Origin of the sequence: Streptococcus mitis, from assembly GCF_009496205.1 — a bacterium.
Classification (GTDB): Bacteria; Bacillota; Bacilli; order Lactobacillales; family Streptococcaceae; genus Streptococcus; species Streptococcus mitis_BN.
This window is the reverse complement of sequence record NZ_WIJO01000005.1, coordinates 25,167-39,924: the sequence shown is the minus strand read 5'-3', so window position 1 is coordinate 39,924 and position 14,758 is coordinate 25,167. Positions and strand designations below refer to the sequence as shown.

The following is a 14,758-nucleotide window of genomic DNA, read 5'->3' as shown; positions in this document are numbered from 1 at the left end:
CAACCTCACTTTCTTTAACTACTTCTTAATATCATTATAACGCTTTTTCGAAGAGTTGGATACTAGAATAAAAAAAACCGGCTCTATAATATTTGTAGTGGGTAAATCCCCTATAGATATTATGGAGCCTATTTTGTTGTAGAAAAAAAGTCCCATATCATCTATAATGAAAAGCGACAAAACAACTCATTAGAAAGAATCATATGGAACAATTACATTTTATCACAAAACTGCTAGATATCAAAGACCCTAATATCCAATTTATGGACATCATCAATAAGGATACACTCAGGGAAATCATCGCCAAACTGAACTACGACGCCCCATCTTGCCCTGAGTGCGGAAGTCAAATGAAGAAATATGACTTTCAAAAACCGTCTAAGATTCCTTACCTTGAAACGACTGGTATGGCTACTAGAATTCTCCTTAAAAAACGCCGTTTTAAGTGCTATCAGTGCTCGAAAATGGCGGTCGCTGAGACTCCTCTAGTAAAGAAAAATCATCAAATCCCTCGTATCATCAACCAAAAAATTGCTCAGAAGCTGATTGAAAAGACTTCTTTGACCGATATTGCTCATCAGCTGTCCATTTCAACTTCAACTGTCATTCGCAAGCTCAATGACTTCCGTTTTAAGCATGATTTTTCTCATCTTCCAGAGATTATGTCTTGGGATGAGTACTCCTTTACAAAGGGAAAAATGAGTTTCATTGCACAAGATTTTGAAAAGCTCAATATCACCGCTGTTCTTGAAGGTAGAACACAAGCTATTATCCGAAATCACTTTCTTAAATATGATAGGGCAGTCCGATGTCGAGTGAAAATCATTACTATGGATATGTTTAGTCCCTACTATGACTTGGCTAGAAAACTTTTTCCGTGTGCTAAAATCGTTCTAGATCGTTTCCATATTGTACAACATCTAAGCCGTGCTATGAGTCGTGTGCGCGTCCAAATCATAAATCAGTTTGAACGAAAATCCCATGAATACAAGGCTATCAAACGCTACTGGAAACTCATCCAACAAGATAGTCGAAAACTCAGCTATAAACGTTTCTATCGCCCTACTTTTCGCATGCACTTGACGAATAAAGAAATTCTAGACAAGCTTTTGAGCTATTCAGAAGACTTGAAACACCACTACCATCTCTATCAACTCTTGCTGTTTCACTTTCAGAACAAAGAGGCAGACAAATTTTTCGGACTCATTGAGGACAATATAAAGCAGGTTCATCCTCTTTTTCATACTGTTTTTAAAACCTTTCTAAAGGACAAAGAGAAAATTGTCAACGCCCTTCAACTACCCTATTCCAACGCCAAACTGGAAGCCACCAATAATCTCATCAAACTTATCAAGCGCAATGCCTTTGGTTTTCGGAACTTTGAAAACTTCAAAAAACGGATTTTCATCGCTCTAAATATCAAAAAAGAAAGGACGAAATTTGTCCTTTCTAGATCTTAGCTTTTCTTCAACCTACTACAGTTGACAAAGAGCCGAAAAACCTAGGTATTCCTAGGCTTTCTTTTTACAAATTATTTTCCAAGGTAGTATTCAGAAACGACGTTCAATTTTTCGTCGAATTCGAATACCAATGGTGGGAAGTTAGGGATTTCCACGTCCATGATTTCGTCATCTGACAAACCTTTGATGTGTTTTACAAGGGCACGGATTGAGTTACCGTGAGCTCCTACGAATACGTTTTTACCATCTTTAAGAGCTGGAGCGATTTTATCTTCCCAGAATGGAAGGGCACGTTCCAAAGTCACTTTCAAGTTTTCAGCATCTGGAATAACTGAATCGTCAAGTGAAGCGTAACGACGGTCAGTGTGAGCTGAATGCTCATCATCACGATCCATGTTTGGAGGCAATACATCGTATGAACGACGCCAGATGTGAACTTGCTCATCACCAAATTGTTCAGCAGCTTCAGCTTTGTTTTTACCAGTCAAACCACCGTAGTGACGTTCGTTCAAGCGCCATGATTTTTCAACTGGAACCCACAATTGGTCAGAAGCTTCAAGAGCCAAGTTCGTTGTTTTGATAGCACGTTTCAATACTGAAGTGTAAGCTTGGTCAAATTCGATACCAGCTTCTTTGATCAATTTACCAGCGTCAATCGCTTGTTGTGTACCTTTTTCAGACAAATCAACATCAGCCCAACCAGTGAAAAGGTTAGCTTTGTTCCATTCAGACTCACCGTGGCGAGCAAAAACCAATTTTACCATTAGATGGATTCTCCTTTAAATTTTCCGAGGTTTCCCCTCGTTTATCTATTCTATTCTACACAATTTTTCACAAAAAAGCTAGTTAAAATCGACAAGTTCTGACAGTCAGAAAGTAAAGTCCTCTCATCCTGACTAGGAACTTCTATAATTCATTACTTTTTATTTGCAAAAATAGAAGTTCTAAAATCATTTGTTTGGTCTAGGTAGGCTTTAAAGACTGCTCTCTTAAGTTTATGGACTGCACTGTCAGTCTCTGGATTATAATTACTCCAACGAGGACCTGTAGCATCCTGTAAAACAGCTTGGTCCATGAGTTCTTGCAACTCATTTACTCTTTGAATGGTTTTCTTGGCATTGCTCATCCATGATTGCGTCGGATCTTTAAAAGTAACTTTATTCAAATGATCAAACTGAGCAACGCGCTCTTGATACATAGCTTTTTTAAAGGCTGCCCAAGATGAATACTGACCACCAAATAGCTTTTCTAAAACAAGCTTATCTGTCACTAATCCTTGCTTTTTACCGTAGAGATTGATTGTCTGACCATTTTGTTTAGCAATTTCTTCATATTGGTTGGAAATATATGGGACCATACCATCTTTAAATCCTTTAGCAGCTAAGAGTTCATAAGCGATCCGACGTCCCATAAGATCTCCAGGAGTACCTTTCTCACTGCTCAATGCTGAAAAGATTGGTGCAAAGAGTTTAATCGTAAAGTAGCCATTTCTCTCATAAGTGCCAGCCTGATACTCACGAGCCGAAAGAATGTTATTGTCAATCAAACTATCAAAGCTGGTCAATTTTTTAGCTTCACTTTCTGTCAATTCTTTGACTACGTTAGTGGCATAAACCTCATTTCCGTCTGCTGGATCTTTCACATACTTGTTCTCAATTTTTCTAAGAGCTTCCATTTTCTGAGATACGTTCAGTTTCTTAACGATCGATTGCCCTTCAAGATATTCCAACAGATAGATGAGGTCAAACATATTATGAGCGTATTTCTGGAGATCGGATGCATCTTTGAATCGTTCCGTCGGATCTAAGACTTGTAGACGGGATCCTTCCATGCTATCTGATTTTGAATGTTTCAAGATTGAGTTAATGGTAATGGTCGCATCATTTGGATGATCTGGCGCTTGTAATAAGCCTTTAGCAAAGAACTCAGGACCAAGACCACTTCTTCTACCATAGCCACCAAGATAGATATCCTGATCTGAATCATGGGTCATCTCATGGGTATACGTAATAGCGCCATCCTTATCCAACATACGGTAAGACATATAATAGACACCATCTCCTGTTGCGTATGCACCGTGATGATTATGAACCACCTTGTTACCAACTGGTCCAAAGAAATGTTGCATTGCAGGATTTGAATTCTCAAAGTCTGCGATTGTTGAAGCCTTTCCTTCAGTATGATCATCACCAAATTTATAGGCATCATAAAGCAGGATCGTACGATAGAGTTTTTCACGTGACTGTTCATCCAAAATACGATACCAATAATCATAGTGATCTCGCTGACGCTTGGCTGTTTCACGCGCATTATCTTCAACAAACTTATTGAGTTCATCTCCAGCCTTATAGTCACTGTTGCGGTAGCGATCGTAAGCGCCAAATCCTAGGCTAGACAAGATTGAGATGACAAATACAGATCTTTCTGGCAAAGTAAGGAGTGGCAAGATCATATTGCGGTATTTCCAAGTACTACTAGTAATTCGGTCATAAACACCGATAGAATACTTAGTCCCTGCTTGCTCTTGCTTGGCTTTGACCTCTGCAATAGTGGATTTTTCTTCGACAATGAAAGCTTTGGTCTGTTTTTTAAACCAGTCATTGTTGCTAGTGTTTGGTAAAAAGACTTTTCGGTAATTTTCTAGCGTGCTAAACAAATCTGTCGTTCCATGATGGCTGGCAAGACTGATACCATAAGTATCAACGTTGTTCTTAGCAAGCAGATTATTAAATCCTGATTTCCCTAACTCAATCAAAGTATCTAACGGAGATGCATTTCCTTTGCCAAAGAAATCAAGGTGATACAAGACCAAGTCTTTAATATTAACCTGACCATAGCTAAAGTTATACCAACGCTCTAAATAGCTCATACCAAGAAGCAAGGCTTCCTTGTTGCGCTTGATTTTATCTACGATGTAATCTGTCATTACTTGATTGTTTTCCACTAGACCAGCATCCGCTGACAAGAGTTTTCTCAGACTTTCTTCTAGATGTTCCTTCGTTTTAGTAAACTGTTCTTCTAAATAGAGCTCGGTTTGCTTCACTTTTGGTGAAATACCAAGTGTGTTTCTAATAGCGTCTGAATGATAATTTACCTTCTTCAATTCTGGTAAGACTTGCTGGATAATCGTTTCTTGATTATACAAGAATTGGTTTGGCGTATAGAGAAGCCCCGTATCTCCTAGACTATATTCTGCTAACTTAGCAAAATCAGTCTGGTACTTGAGCTGGAATGTTTCAGAGGAATGATCCTGGTAATGGAGCAAGAGTTTGTTTGCAGTCCGTTTGTTGGAAACAATATCTGTGATGACTTGGTCATCCTTCATCATGACTGCTGACAAGAGTTCTTTTTGATATAAAAGACTGTTCTCGTTAACTAGGTTTCCGTATTTGACGATGGTTGCCTTGTTGTAGAAAGGTAGCAATTTTTCAATATTTTTATAAGCCAAGGCGCGCTGAGCTTGATAATGCTTCACCTTAGAAAAATCACTTTCTTTACTACCACTTGTTGAAAGAGGCTCCACTGTTGGAGGGGTGAGAGGTTTGATTTCTGCTTTTTTATTAGTCACTTCAGAAGCATCTAAAATTGTTCCTCTTTCTACAAATGATTCCTTGCTGACGACTTCTTCCCTGACCAAGGTGACATTGTAAACTCTATTAGCTTTGTTGCTGAATGTATTAGCCACCTTCATTTCATTATAGTGGTAACCGGTAATAGCATTCCCGTTGGTTACATTGACATCACTTAGTACATTGGTCAATCTTCCTGCATGCTGTTCCTCATTCGTCTTTCGATCCCACAAATATCCAGCCACACCCGCAACTCTACCAAAGTGCTTGACATTGTTGATATCACCTTCAGCATAGCTATCCTGTATATGCGCATCTTGGTCTACTAGACCTGCTATCCCACCGACAGTCTGATCTGAACTATTCGTGTTGGATGAAATGACTACTGTCGCTTTTGACTTAGTCAGTGAAGCTCTGCCTCCTGTCAAATGACCGACCAGACCACCAATATTGTATGCAGCAGTCGTTTCGTAGGTATTAACAATTCTTCCCTTAAAACTGCTCTCTGTGATGCTTGATTGGTCTGCCTTAGCCAACAAACCACCGATACCACGTTCCCCAGCCAGAACACCATCGACATGAACTTGCTTAATCTTTGTGTTATCCGTAGCTTCATTGGCCAGTGAACCGATATCATCTTTACCTGAAATAGAGACATTTTTTAGGCTCAACTTTTCTACTGTGGCCCCTCTCAAGCTTTCAAAAAGAGGCTTTTTCAAATTGTAAATAGCATACTGCTTACCATCTTTTTCACCAATCAACTGACCAGTAAAGGTGCCCTTGATGTAAGATCTGTCATCAGGTCCCAACTCCACTTCGTTGGCATTCAAGCTAGCCGCTAAATGATAGGTTCCAGAGAGATTCTTGTTGATAGCTTTAACCAGGTTGCTAAAGGAAGTGAAGGTTGTTGTTTCTTCTGTGGCCTTTTTTGCGAGATAGAAGGTGAAATTATCGACATATTTATTTTCTAGCTCTTGCTGGAGTTTCTCAGATTTGGCTATGATTTTATAAACGGATTGTCCATTTTTTATTTCTGCAGTTATTGAAGCGACAGGTAGATAGACATCTTTGAATGACGACGATTTTACCTTAACAAAGTAAGTGTCTATATTACTTGGAACACTGTCTAAAGAAACATGTTGTTTGTAAGTACCATTGGTCTGACTATATAACTCCAGATCAGAAACATTTCTTAATTCAAGTGTTTTTTCTGGATCTTTTTCTTTTAGTTTTTCAGACGGATTTTCTGGTTTTGCTTGCTCAATATTGCCAGTATATTCTGGAAGAGGGGCAATTTGTTCGGGTTCAACAACCGCTCCGGACTGAGTGCCTGTATATTCTGGTTTTTCGGCCGTCTCAGGGGCTACAACAGCTCCTGATTGCTCACCTTTATATTCTGGTAAGGAAGCCCGTGTCTCTGGTTCAACAATCGCTCCGGACTGGGTGCCTGTATACTCTGGTTTGTCAGCTGTTTCAGGAGCTACAATCGCTCCCGCTTGAGTTCCTCTATATTCTGGTGTTTCAGTTGTCTCTGGGGCTATAATAGCTCCTGATTGCTCACCTTTATATTCTGGTAAGGAAGCATGAGTCTCTGGTTCAACAACCGCTCCGGACTGGGGACCTGTATAGGATGGCTTCTCAGCCGTTTCTGGTTCTACCAAAGCACCTGACTGGGCACCTTCAACCTCTGGTTCATGCTTTTCTGGTTCAACAATGGTACCAGATTGAATCCCTTTGTACTCTGGCTGTGGGGCAACTTGCTCAGGTTCGACAATAGCACCTGATTGAGTTCCTGTATATTCTAGTTTTTCAGCTGTCTCAGGGGCTACAACAGCTCCCGATTGCTCACCTTTATATTCTGGTAAGGAGGTCCGTGTCTTTGATTCAACAATCGCACCAGCTTGCGTTCCCTGATATTCAGGTAGCGGAGAAATTTTCTCTGCTTCGACTATTGATCCAGATTGGGTGCCAGTATATTCTGGTTTTTCGGCTGTCTCAGGGGCTACAACAGCTCCCGATTGCTCACCTTTATATTCTGGTAAGGAAGCATGGGTCTCAGGCTCACCTTTTCTTGCAGACTGGGGTATTTCACTCGGTACAACTGCCTTCTTAGTCCCTTTTTCTACTATACGTGGTAAGGCTTCTTCTACCTTAGTCAAGAGAACTTCTCGGGAAATTTCTTGGTTTTCAACAGTAAAAATGCGAACAAGCTCGATCTTCTTCCCAGCATGACCTTCTTGTCTGACACGAATAGTTTCCTCAATTAAATCTGGATTCTCTTGAACCACTTCATCAAAGTCTAGCTTGGTTTCAATCTCTTGATCTTTGTATAAGAGCTCTGGTTTATTTAAACGACCAGCCAAGACTTCGTCATGAGGATCCACACTAGCAATACCAGACGGTTTTGGATTGGATGAATCTAGAGAAGGAGCTGATTTCTCTACTGGACGGATTTGAGATGAATCTTTCTGTTTATCTACTGCCTCTTGTCCACCTTCCTTGGTCTGGACATGAGGGTGAACCGTATCCTCTAGTTTCTGATCTCTAGCAACAGTTTCTAACTGATTAATTTTCTTGTCTTGCTTAATATAGCCTAGGTAAGTATAACCCGATAGGGTGCGTGGCAAAGGCAGACTATCTCCTTGGGATAATTGATATTCTTGATTATATTGGAGCAAGAGTTGATTTTCAATAGCCTGAACCGAAGAAACCAAACCGCTCCCCATGCCTGTTATCAAAACAACCTTCAACAGTACTTTCTTCTTGCCTTTCTTTCTCGAAACAGCAAAAATAAGGAGTCCAATCGAAGCGAGGGCTCCACCCGAAAGGACGGTAACCAGATTACTGTGCTCACCGGTATTAGGCAACTGACCTAGTTGGGCTTTTTCATCCATACGATAGACTAGATAATAGGTACTCTCACTATCGTCAGCAATTTTAGGAATGTCCTTTACAATCAAGTCCTTCTCATGACTACTCAGTTCTGTATCCGTCACGTATTTGTAGTGAACAGATACATTTTCTTGAGCAAATACGGTCCCACTGCTAGCAATAGACACAAAAAATAAGCTAGAAATTGAAGCAGATACAAGACCAATCGCTAACTTTCGTAAGGAAAAACGATGCTGCTTCTCTCCAAAAAACTTTTTCATTCTATATCCTCTCTACTATTTTATTCATTTCAAAATAGAAGAAGCATTTTGCTTCCTCACTATGATAAACTTACAAGAAACAAAAATACTTCTGTATATATTTTGATATATTCAATCTACAACCATCATTATACTATAAATTCTCTAACTTGTCCTAAAATAGTACCAGCATTCTTCAATTCATTTGAATCACTTTTCTTCTCATTTATAAATATACAAAAGAGTCTAGGACAAAAGTCTAACCTTAAATATAAAAAGCGAACAAAACGAGTTATCTGACACTCAGAATTCTGTCTTGTTCGCTTTTTTGTCTAATCCATCGATTTTTAAAATTTATAATAAAGAATTCCTAAAATCAAAATCTTTTTGTCCCAGACTCTACACAACTTATTTCTCTTCAAATCCTTCTGCGACTGCTTCCGCAAAGTTTTCTTCTACGATGCTTGCACAGTGGTCACAGATGACTGCGTGGTAGCTACGTTCTGCTGTTGTTGGGTCGATACGACGGCAACGGTCACATACTTCACCTGCAGCGCGTTCAACTGTAAAGGCTACATCTTCGAAGCTAACAGCAGCTTCTGGAGCTGGTCCCTCTGCGATGGTCAAGTCTGACACGATCAAAAGTTGAGCTACATTGCTGTTTACTGCTTCGAGCAGAGTTTTCACCACTTCGTTTGGATAAACTGTCAAGTGTGCTTCAAGTGATTTACCGATAACTTTGGCATTACGCGCTTCTTCCAAGGCTTTTTGAGCTTGTCCACGGAAGTCCATGAAGGCAGCCCATGTATCCAAGATTTCTTCTTGATTAGCAAATGTCTCTGCTTCTGGCAATTCAGACAATTGGACGAAGTCTTCAGCTTCAAACTCAAGATATGACCAGATTTCTTCCGCAGTGTGAGGAAGGATTGGTGTCAAGAGTTTCGTGATTTTCACAAGAATGTCATAGAAGACAGTCTGCATTTGACGGCGTTCCAGTGATTTAGCACCTTCAATGTAAACAACATCTTTGGCAAAATCAAGGTAGAAGGCTGACAAATCAACGTTGATAAAGTTCACCAAAGCCTTGTAGATTGTCAAGAATTCAAAGTTGGCGTAAGCATCACGAATGGTCTTAACAAGCTGGTTAAAGCGAATCGTCATGTACTTATCAACTGAACGAAGCTCATCGTAAGCTACTGAGTCTTGAGCTGGGTTAAAGTCAGATGTATTGGCAATCAAGAAACGAAGAGTGTTACGGATCTTACGGTAAGTTTCAGAGACTTGGCTCATGATATCCATAGAGACACGCACGTCATTGCTTGAGTCAACACTTGTTACCCAGAGACGCAAGATTTCAGCACCAAATTGTTTTTCAACATCGCTTGGAGCAATGGTATTTCCAAGAGATTTAGACATCTTCTCACCTTTACCATCAAGGGTAAAACCTTGTGACAAGATTTGTTTGTAAGGTGCTACGCCATGGTTGGCAACAGATGTGATAAGTGATGAGTTGAACCAACCACGATATTGGTCAGAACCTTCAAGGTAAAGGTCAGCTGGATAAGTCAGATTTGGACGATTTACCAAAACACCATTCCATGATGAACCTGAGTCAAACCATACATCCATAATATCTGTTTCTTTCTTGAACTCCCCATTTGGAGAACCTGGATGTGTAAATCCTTCTGGCAAGAGGTCTTTGGCATCACGTTCCCACCAAATGCTTGAACCATGTACTTCAAAGAGTTGAGCCACGTGTTCAATAGTTTCAGCAGTCATAATCGCTGTACCGTCTTCAGCGTAGAAGATAGGAAGTGGAACACCCCAAGCACGTTGACGAGAGATAACCCAGTCGCCACGGTCACGGATCATGTTGTAAAGACGGACTTTACCCCATTCTGTATGGAATTTAACTTTATCAATAGCATCCAAGATTTCTTGGCGGAATTTTGAAACAGAGGCGAACCACTGTGGTACTGCACGCCAGATGATTGGTTTCTTGGTACGCCAGTCAAATGGGTATGAGTGAGAGATTTCTTCTTGAGCAAGAAGGAGGTTACCAAGTTTTTCAATAACAGTTGGAACTACCTTTTCATAGAATTGACCTTCAAACTCAGGACCAGCATTCTTCATCATGATACCACGTTCGTCAACAGTCACTGCGACTTCAAGACCATTAGCAATACCAACATTGTAGTCGTCCTCACCAAAACCAGGGGCTGTATGGACAATACCTGTACCAGAGTCAGTTGTAACGTGGTCACCAAGGATCACCAACTCATCTACAGCTGTATCCCATGGATGTTCTGTTACGATGTGGTTGAGTTCTTGACCACGGTAAGTTGCCAAAACTTGAACATCAGCCCAGCCAAATTTCTCAGACAAGCTAGTCAATAATTCTGCAGCAACTACAAACTTGCGATCTTCACCAGCAGGTTGAACCAAAACGTAATCAATATCTGCACCAACAGTCAAACCACGAGAAGCTGTGATAGTAAATGGTGTAGTTGTCCAAACAACGATATAAGTATCTGTATCTAGAACACCTTTGCCATCTTTTACCTTATTGGCATAGTAAAGAGAAGTCGAAACCAAATCATGGTATTCAATTTCCGCTTCGGCAAGGGCTGACTCAGATGACCATGACCAGTAAACTGGTTTTGCACCACGGTAGATATAGCCTTTATTAGCCATCTCACCAAATACACGGATTTGGGCTGCTTCATAGTCTGGAGTTAAAGTCACATATAAATTTTCCCAGTCACCTGACATCCCCAAGCGCTTGAAATCATCACGTTGTTTATAAACTTGAGAAAGAGCGTACTCACGACAAAGTTTTAAGTACTCAACCAAGTCCATTTCTTTACGTTTGACACCTTGTTTTGCCAAAACCTGCTCGATTGGCAGACCATGAGTATCCCAACCTGGGATATAAGGTGCGTTAAAACCTGACATAGACTTAGAACGAACAATGATATCTTTTGAGATATGATTCATGGCATGTCCAACATGGATATTTCCGTTTGCGTATGGAGGGCCATCATGCAAGGTGAAATGTGGTTTTCCTTGGTTCAATTCTTGACGACGTTGGTAAAGTTTTGCATCTTCCCATTCCTTTTGCCAAACTGGCTCTTTGGTTGGAAGTCCTGCACGCATTGGGAAAGCTGTTTTCCCAAGGTTAAGGGTATCTTTGAGTTTCATGGTATCTCCTTTATAAATAATAACAAATTAAAAACCACGACTGCCAAAAAGGACGAAAATCGTGGTACCACCTTTATTCGAAAAAAGACTCAGCTTTTTTCCTCTTATCCCGTAACGTGGGGAACGTCAAATCTTACTTCATTCAGACTTGAGTTTTTGAGAGGATAATCTTATCATTAGGGATTACAGGACTCACACCATCTCCTGCTCGCTGAAAATATAAGGATAAGATATTGTTCTCAGATTATTTCTTATAAAATTGTAACAGATTCTTGCGGTGCCGCAAAACCTGGTTCTGAGTTTACAGCTTCAGTAGCTGGTGTTGGTCCTGAATAATGGCTTGGAGCTACTTCTGGCTCTTCATACATTGGACCAACTGGATGAGCTGGACTTTCTTCAACAACCGGAGCTGGTGAAACCACTTGTTCCTGCTCAGCTCTTGCTTCGGCTTCTGCAAGTTCCTTATTGGCCGCTTCGATGCGCGCTTGCAACTCTGCCATTTCCTCGGGAGAAAACTGACGAGTAATATCAATTGGTTCTTCCTCTGGATGTTGTTGCAAGACAGAGTCACCTAAGACTTCGCTTACTACTTCTTTGAAGGCTTCATCACTTGTTTGAAGATAAGTAGCTGTTGGACGAAGAATATCTTCCCAATCTGAAGATTCAACAATTGCTAACTGGCTCTCAATTGTAGATTTAAGACGTTGATGGAAGACACGACTCTTGTTTTTTAATTCTTCTGTTTCAACAGCAACCTTCTTAGCATTGTCAGTAGCTTGACGAAGAATTTCATTTGCCTTGTACTTAGCTTCTTCCAACAAACGTTGTGCATCTTGCTCTGCCTGTTGGATAATATTGTTTGAACGTTCCGTTGCAGCTTGTTTTACTCGCTCTGCTGTATCTTGTGCAATCAATACAGATTGACTCAATGAATCTTTCATCTCGTCAAAGTAAGACAAACGCTCTTCCAAACTCTTAATATGTAAATCCTTATCATGATTAGAGCGAACCAAATCTTCATAATCACGGACTACAATATCTAAAAATTCATCTACTTCTTCTTGATCAAACCCTCTGAAGCGTGTGCTAAAGGTTTTATCTTTGATTTCTAACGATGTAATTGGCATATTTTTCCTCACTTACTTAATAACAATTGGACCGTTAATTTCTTTTTATCTTTTTTTGTTTGCCCATTATCCCTAATGAGTTTCAATCGACCAAATTTCCTTACACTAATCAGATCACCAACTTGAACTGCATAATCTGATTTTTCAACTAAATGGTAATTGACTTGGACTGCCTGTTTTTCAATTAACTGACTTGCCTGATTTCTAGACAGCTTGAAGACACCTGCCAGAAAAACATCTAATCTAGAACTAGCAATACAAATATCTAATTCTTGATAATCTTCTACAGTAGCAATTCTCTCAGTAAAATCCCGTTCTTCTAGACGAACCGGTAAACGAGCAATTTTCGTAATGCCGTCTTGAAAAAGGAGCATAAACTGTCGATTTATGATAATCTGTGCTCTCTCTTCGTTGACTAAGATATCACCAAATAGCTTCCTATCGATTCCTAGCTGATTTAAAACAGTTCCTAATATTTTTGCATGCGTTAGGCGTTCAAACTTATTAGGATAGACTATTTCTTGCAAGGAAAGTTCAAAATCAGAGAATTCCGGCTCAAAATAATCAGGATACAGGAGTACCCGTACATATTCAGTTTCAAGAAACTGCCGACTGCTCATATAGGAGATGCCGTTGGTCGATGCTAGAACCTTTAAAATCTTTTCTTGATGGGGATTTACAAAGGGTGTTAAAAAAGGAGAATAAGAATCTTCTACCTTTTTTATCCATTCTAATCCTTTATCAATAAAAGACGAATCATTCTTAGAAAAGTGTTGATAAATCATCTTGTTCATAGAAAGATCACTAAAAGTCGAATCAACTGCTCCCCTAGGAAGTGAACTAGTAATACCGCAATCCAGACAGACAAGTCAAGACCTGCAATCTGGAGGGGCAAACGTTGCAAGGGAGCTATTATCGGTTTCACTAAACTAATAATCAAGCGTCCAAGACGTGATTCATAAGCATTGGGAAACCAAGACATCAGAGCAAACACGATTAAAATCAGTGAATAGATATCCACTGCATTTTGAACAAAACGAATGAGAAAGATCATTATCTCACTCTCGTACGTTTCATATCAAAGCCAAATTCACCATTTTGTGATTCATCTGGAATTTTGATATCTTCAATATTGACGACAACATCAACTGGTGTCAGCAGGTACATAGTAGATGCTACCTTTTTCATGTTACCAGCTAAAACGTGGCGCGCCCCATCCAGATAGTCCAAACAACGACGAGCTTGAACTTCTGTCATATATTGGAAATCAATCAAAATACTTTCGTTACCAGCTAATAAATCAACAATATCTGTGGCATCTTCGTATTTACGTGGATAACGAACATCAATTGTCACCTTATCAGTAGAACGTTGACTTTGCATAGCCAACTCTTGTTGACGGGCATGAAGACGAGTGATGTTTTTATCTTTAGATGGCGTGCTACCAGCTTGTTGAGGCAATTCTTGAACAGAAGGGACTGGATTCACAATCGGCTCTTCAGCTTTAGGCTGATATGCAGTACCAACATCTTCTCCATCTTCTGTAAAATAATCTATAAATTTATCAAATCTATCTTTTAAAGACATATTTCTTTCCTATTTAAAAAATGCTGTACCAACTCTGACAAATGTTGAGCCAAATTCAATCGCTTCCTTGTAGTCACGACTCATACCCATACTCAAGTCCGTCATTGGCATATTGGGAATTTGTTTTTCTCTAATTTCTAGTTGCAAATCCTGCGTAGCTTTAAAAATTTCTTTCAACTCATCACTACTAGCTTCAAAAGGAGCCATGGTCATCAAGCCGACATATTCAATTTTATCTAAGGTGGCCAATTCTGGCAAGAGCTCTAATAGTTCTTCCCTTGAAAAACCATGTTTGCTCTCTTCCCTTGAGATATTTACTTGTAAGAAACACTTAACAACTCTGTCACTTCTTTTTTGAATTTCTTCTGCTAGCTTTAATGAATCCAAAGCGTGGAAATAATCAACATACTGAATGACATCTTTGACCTTGCGTCTTTGCAAGGTTCCAATCAAATGCCAGGTAATATTTCTATCTTTTAAAGCTTCATATTTCTCAAGAAATTTATCCACACGATTTTCACCAATATGATGCACACCTAGCGGAAGCAAGGCCTCCGCTGTCGGTATGTCTACATATTTTGTAACAGCAACAACCGAAACAGAATTGGCTTCTCTTCCTGACTGCTGACTTGCATCTTTTATTTGTTGAAAAACACGTTCTGTATTTTCTTTCAAATTCATTT

At 39.7% G+C, this 14,758-nt stretch carries 9 protein-coding genes and 1 other annotated feature; of the genes, 1 reads left to right on the top strand and 8 read right to left on the bottom strand.

Annotation, left to right across the window (positions count from 1 at the left end; translation table 11 throughout):
* Positions 1 to 203 precede the first annotated feature (203 nt).
* Complete coding sequence (locus tag GEZ85_RS01605) at positions 204 to 1,460, top strand: ISL3 family transposase (protein WP_153214774.1); 1,257 nt, start codon at positions 204 to 206, stop codon at positions 1,458 to 1,460.
* A 71-nt stretch (positions 1,461 to 1,531) separates the two neighbouring features.
* Here GEZ85_RS01605 and GEZ85_RS01600 read toward each other — a convergent pair whose 3' ends face one another.
* From GEZ85_RS01600 to GEZ85_RS01560, 8 genes are all read right to left on the bottom strand, one after another.
* Positions 1,532 to 2,224 (bottom strand): phosphoglycerate mutase, encoded by a 693-nt coding sequence (locus GEZ85_RS01600; RefSeq protein ID WP_000240129.1) that lies wholly within the window; start codon positions 2,222 to 2,224, stop codon positions 1,532 to 1,534.
* A gap of 152 nt (positions 2,225 to 2,376) precedes the next feature.
* Positions 2,377 to 8,181 carry a ZmpA/ZmpB/ZmpC family metallo-endopeptidase gene (locus tag GEZ85_RS01595; RefSeq protein ID WP_153209339.1) on the bottom strand — a complete coding sequence of 1,935 codons (5,805 nt, stop codon included), beginning with the start codon at positions 8,179 to 8,181 and terminating at the stop codon, positions 2,377 to 2,379.
* 387 nt (positions 8,182 to 8,568) lie between these two features.
* Entirely contained in the window at positions 8,569 to 11,361 is a 2,793-nt protein-coding gene (ileS, locus tag GEZ85_RS01590) for an isoleucine--tRNA ligase (protein ID WP_153209341.1), read from the bottom strand.
* A 45-nt stretch (positions 11,362 to 11,406) separates the two neighbouring features.
* Positions 11,407 to 11,618: a binding site (T-box leader), on the bottom strand.
* Positions 11,613 to 12,488: a DivIVA domain-containing protein gene (locus tag GEZ85_RS01580; RefSeq protein WP_001123209.1), complete on the bottom strand. Its 876-nt coding sequence runs from the start codon at positions 12,486 to 12,488 to the stop codon at positions 11,613 to 11,615. Its footprint overlaps the feature before it by 6 nt.
* An 8-nt stretch (positions 12,489 to 12,496) precedes the next feature.
* Positions 12,497 to 13,282, bottom strand: a complete 786-nt coding sequence (locus tag GEZ85_RS01575) for a YlmH family RNA-binding protein (RefSeq protein WP_153209343.1) — start codon at positions 13,280 to 13,282, stop codon at positions 12,497 to 12,499.
* The gene (locus tag GEZ85_RS01570; protein WP_004257761.1) at positions 13,279 to 13,542 is read right to left on the bottom strand and encodes a YggT family protein; all 264 of its coding nucleotides are present in this window, start codon (positions 13,540 to 13,542) and stop codon (positions 13,279 to 13,281) included. Before GEZ85_RS01570 ends, GEZ85_RS01575 begins: the two co-directional genes overlap by 4 nt.
* Positions 13,542 to 14,075 (bottom strand): cell division protein SepF, encoded by a 534-nt coding sequence (locus tag GEZ85_RS01565; protein ID WP_153209345.1) that lies wholly within the window; start codon positions 14,073 to 14,075, stop codon positions 13,542 to 13,544. Before GEZ85_RS01565 ends, GEZ85_RS01570 begins: the two co-directional genes overlap by 1 nt.
* A gap of 9 nt (positions 14,076 to 14,084) precedes the next feature.
* Positions 14,085 to 14,756, bottom strand: a complete 672-nt coding sequence (locus GEZ85_RS01560) for a YggS family pyridoxal phosphate-dependent enzyme (protein WP_153209347.1) — start codon at positions 14,754 to 14,756, stop codon at positions 14,085 to 14,087.
* Positions 14,757 to 14,758: the final 2 nt, after the last annotated feature.